Source organism: Protofrankia sp. CiP1_Cm_nod2 (assembly GCF_920664355.1).
Lineage (GTDB): Bacteria > Actinomycetota > Actinomycetes > Frankiales > Frankiaceae > Protofrankia.
On record NZ_CAKKTL010000333.1, the window covers coordinates 1 to 4,428 of the forward strand.

Here is a 4,428-nt window from a genome sequence, read left to right on the forward strand (position 1 = left end):
ACAGGTTCGCTACTCTCGGCGAGCTCCAGCGGGCGAAGCAGCTCACCCCCCGGCCCGACCCGGGCCTGCGGTGATGAGCCGGCATGAGCCTGTCACCGGCATGAGCCTGTCAGCGGATCCGTGGCGGCTACCCGGGCTGCGGATCACTGGCCGGTGGAGGTGTCAGCGAGGCCGGCGCGGTCGAAACGTGCGACAAGGCTGGGCTTGCGGGCATGCCGCTGGCGCAGGAGGGCGAACCGCTGTGTGAACTCCGTGCTGTGGCCGGCGCGTGCGGCAACAGCACGGAGGTCCTCGAGGATCTCGACGGCCGCGTCGTAGTCGCTCGGCCGGCGGCCGTCGATCAGCGCGTCGACACGCGCCCAGGCCGTTTCCTGGTCACCGGCCAGCGCGTCCAGCCGCTTCTCCCGGGCCAGCGCGCGTTCCCGCGCGCGGCGGGCCTCCCCCTCGGCGCGGGCGGCCTGCTCCTGGCGCCGGCGTTCCTGCCGGATCTCCGCGGCGGTGTCCAGCAGTTGCGCGACCGTGCGGCGGGGACGGCCGTTCCCGCCGCTGTCGGGCGTACCGCGGAAACGTCGCAGCAGCTCCAGCTGGACCCGGGCGCCGTCCCCGTGCGCGACCTGGAGCAGGAAGCTCTCCTTGTCACCGGCGGGGAGATCCCGGATCCATCCGGCGAGTGCGCGGGGGTCGTCCCTGGCCGCTGCCAGGGGCGGGCTTGCCTGGGCCGCGCTGGTGAGCAGGTCGGCGTCGAGGCGGAGGAAATCCGCCAGGGCCCGCTGCGGCGCGGTGAGGGAACCCAGCCCGGCGGGCACCGGTGGCTCGAGGGTGTCCTCCTCGTCGTCGCCGAAGACGTCCTCGTCACGTTCCCACGTCCCGTAGCCGGCCAGCCAGGCCAGGTAGAGAGCCCGCGGGTCCCCGGCGGCGAGCTCGGCGCGGGCACCGACGATGGCCGACAGGGAGTCCTCGGCGCCCTCCACCCAGTCCCCGCTGTCGTCCTCGCTGGTCAGATCGAGGATGAGATGGTCCCCGGCGGTCCAGGCCGTCAGGTGAGGCTCGACGGTGTACCGCTGGACGGTCTTGAGGTCGAGGAGGGTGCGGGGCAGCCGGATCATGATCCGATGGGTGCCCCAGTTGGCGAGGTAGAGGTGGGCATCGTAGTAGCGCTCCATCATGATGCGTGGATCGCCGTGAAAATCGCCCCAGTGGTACTCGTTGGTGAAGCTGGTGGCGGTGATCCGGGCCCGGGTGGACAGAGTGCGGACCTCGGCCTGCTGCTGTGCGGTCAACGGCCGGTCGACGGCCAGGAACTCGTAGTACTGGTATGTGCTCATCGTCGCGTCACCGTCAGGATGCCCAGTGCCGGTAGGCCTCGACCCATTCGGCCCCGCCCGGGGGTGGGGTGGGCAGCGGCAGGTCCAGGATACCGATCACCTGGCGGTGCTTCCCCCGGGTGCAGACCGCGACGATGCCGCTGTCGGACCGCAGGTCGATCTTCGTGACGGTCACGTCCACGCCCAGGACGGTGGTCTGGAAGGGAACGGCGAGGTTGTCCTCGATCACAGCGTGGAAGGCCGTGAGCTGTTCGTCCTCGCCGTAGGCGTCGACGACGGCCTGCTCGACCAGCGCATCCAGCTCCACCTCGTCCAGCTCCACCTCGGTCACCTCCACCGCCTTGGGTCACCTTCGCCGTAGCCGGCAGCCTACCGAGACAGCCGAATGGAGCCCCGACAGGGCAGGGGAACCCCAGCCGCCACTGGCCCGCGATCCTTGTGGCCGGTCCCTGTAATAGATATTCCGATGGCCTTCGAAGAGCGGCTCAGAACACCGGCAACCACCGGCCACGCTGGCCGCGCGGCACCGGTTGGTTATCTGTTGGTGTCGATGCTCGATACCAGGCAGTTCTTGCTGTCGCTGATGTAGAGGATGCCCGCTTTGTCGACCACCACTCCGGTCGGTTGCGCGAGCTGGGCACGGGTGGCGGGGCCGCCGTAGCCGGAGAACCCGGAAGTGCCGGTACCTGCCACGGTGGTGATCGTCCCGTTGGGGCCGACTCGGCGCACCCTGTGGTTGTACTGGTCGGAGATGTAGAGGGTGCCGCTGGTGTCGACCGCAACCCATACCGGGCGGTTGAGCTGGGCTCGGGTGGCGGGCCCGCCATCGCCGGAGAACCCGCCGCCGCCGTCGGTCTCGGTGGCGCCATTACCCGCCACGGTAGTGATCGTCCGGTCGGGGGCGATGCGGCGTATCCGGTGGTTGCCCCACTCGGCGATGTACAGGGTGTCGCCGACGATCGCCAGCCCGATCGGTTCATTGAGCTGGGCCTCGAAGGCAGGCCCGCGGTCACCCGAGAAGCCGCGACCCTTGTTACCCGCGATGGTGGTGATCGTTCCGTCGGGGGTGACCTTGCGGATCCGGTGGTTCCGTGTATCGGCGATGTAGAACGTGCCATCTTTGGCGACCGCGACGTCGCCCGGAGAGAAGAGCTGGGCTTGGGTGGCGGGTCCGCGGTCACCGGAGAACCCGCCGTCGCCGTTGTCTTTGGTGACACCGTTACCCGCGACGGTGGTGATCGTTCTGTCGGGGGTGATCTTGCGGATCCGGTGGTTGTTCCGGTCTGCGACGTAGAGGGTGCCGTTGTCGGTGACCGCCAGCCCGGTGGGCTCATTGAACTGGGCATCAATGGCCGGTCCGCCGTCGCCCGAGAAGCCGGGGGTGCCGTTACCCGCCACGATGGTGATCGTCCCGTCGGGGTCGATCCTGCGGATCCGCTGGTTGCCGCGGTCCGCGAGGTAGAGGGTGCCGTCGCTGGCGACCGCCACGTCCTGCGGGTCCTGGAGCTGGGCTTCAATGGCCGGCCCACGGTCACCGGAGAATCCCTGCGCGCCCGTTCCCGCGACCACGGCGATCGTCGGGCTGGAACCGCCCGTCAGATGGACAACGGCGAACACCAACAGGGCGGGCACCAGCGTCAGGACTCCGGCACCGGTCAACAGGCGTCGGCGGTTTAGCGGAGAGCGCGACGGCGCAGTTCCCTCCACGGGCGGGTCCTCGTCGATGTGTGCCGATGGTGGTTCGACGGGGGATGCCGTGCTGAGCCCGCCCGGAAAGGGGCTGGAGGGCGGGCTGCCTTCCGCGGGTGAGGGGCCGGCCACGCCGGCAGCCTGCGCGGCGGCGGCGAGCACGCTGTTCGCCGGGCGAGCATGGTAGGCCTCGCGCAGGACGTTCGCCCACCCGTCGATGACCGCGCCGCCGACGAACAGGCGGTGAGTCTCCCACCAGAACTGCTCCGCGTTGGCGATGTTCCACCCGGGCTGGCGCCTGGGCGGAAGCCCTGCCTGGTCGACCAGCCTGCGTGCCTCCGGGGGATCGGGGAACTCGTCGGCCAACGTGCTGATCACCAGCCGGTCCAGTGATAGGGCGGCCGGCGGGCGGGCACTCGACCCGCCGGGCCCGCCGGTGGACGAGCCGCCGGCGGGCGTCTCCCCGTCGTCGGGGCCGGGGCTGGCGGGCCGGTACTGGCTGATCACGTCGGCCAGCTGGGGTTGCCGGGATTCACCGCGGTGGCCTCGGCCAGTAGCCGCGGCAGCCAGCCCTCGGCCTTCGCCCCTTCGAATATCTTGAACACGGCGTCCGGTAACGTGACGGACTCGGTGGCGTAGTGCGCCAGGGGCCTGTCGAGTCTGTCGAGCAGCCTCTCGAGCCGCCCCCGGTCCGGATATGCGGCCAGGAGGGCGTCTTGCGCCGCCCGCCGCTGCGCGCCGTTCATCCCCGCGACCTTCGCCTCATCAAGCCCGGCCACAGACCACCCTCCCAGCGCCGACGCCACGAGCCGCGGACGTCTGCCGTCCGCCAGTCCGGCCAGGGGAGAAGGCGAACAGCCACGACAGCCCCCGATTTCGCCGTGTGCCGTGACTCTAACGAACCGGCTGATACGCCACGATGCCACGTGGCGGAGGCGTGGCAGTCACCATGCCACCCCGGCTGATGGCTGACCACGGAAGGGGGCCAGGTGCGCCGCGCGGACTCGTTCACCGTGCGATGATCGTCAGGGGGGAGTCCTACAAGCCGGCGACCCAGTACGCCCGGGCCGTGCCTGACAGAGCCGAGCCTGTAGCCTTCGCCGGCTCCTTGATCGGGCGCCGGCTCCTCTGCGCCTCCCCCGTTCGGCTGGTATAAGCCGCCGTACTCGAGACGAAGAACCACACCATGTTCCTGGTGTTCTGCTGCCGTCCGCGCGGCCTCCCCTACCTGTCAGCATGAGATGGGGCAGGGGATGCCTGTCATCTTGTGATCAGGGCGGGTTGGGAGCTGGAAACGGGGTGGTCACCTGTCGCCATGCCCGTTCCCTGCCCGGCTGGTTCCGGTGGGGACGACTCTCTCGTAGAGAACGCCGTGTTGGGCTCGCATGGTGGATTCGACGGACGAGGCTATGAA

At 69.9% G+C, this 4,428-nt stretch carries 4 protein-coding genes; all 4 read right to left on the minus strand.

Annotated elements, in window-relative coordinates:
* Positions 1–143: 143 nt before the first annotated feature.
* Entirely contained in the window at positions 144–1,325 is a 1,182-nt protein-coding gene (locus NBW84_RS22795; RefSeq protein ID WP_250287286.1) for a hypothetical protein, read from the minus strand.
* 13 nt (positions 1,326–1,338) lie between these two features.
* Positions 1,339–1,656, minus strand: coding sequence for a calcium-binding protein (locus NBW84_RS22800; RefSeq protein WP_250287287.1), 318 nt, complete (start codon positions 1,654–1,656; stop codon positions 1,339–1,341).
* A gap of 203 nt (positions 1,657–1,859) precedes the next feature.
* Entirely contained in the window at positions 1,860–3,521 is a 1,662-nt protein-coding gene (locus NBW84_RS22805; protein WP_250287290.1) for an NHL domain-containing protein, read from the minus strand.
* Positions 3,518–3,793 carry an effector-associated domain EAD1-containing protein gene (locus tag NBW84_RS22810; RefSeq protein WP_250287291.1) on the minus strand — a complete coding sequence of 92 codons (276 nt, stop codon included), beginning with the start codon at positions 3,791–3,793 and terminating at the stop codon, positions 3,518–3,520. Before NBW84_RS22810 ends, NBW84_RS22805 begins: the two co-directional genes overlap by 4 nt.
* Positions 3,794–4,428 lie beyond the last annotated feature (635 nt).

What these genes read in the sequence shown, in the direction of transcription:
- NBW84_RS22795 (WP_250287286.1), bottom strand. Translation starts at nt 1,325, where the DNA reads ATGAGCACATACCAGTACTACGAGTTCCTGGCCGTCGACCGGCCGTTG.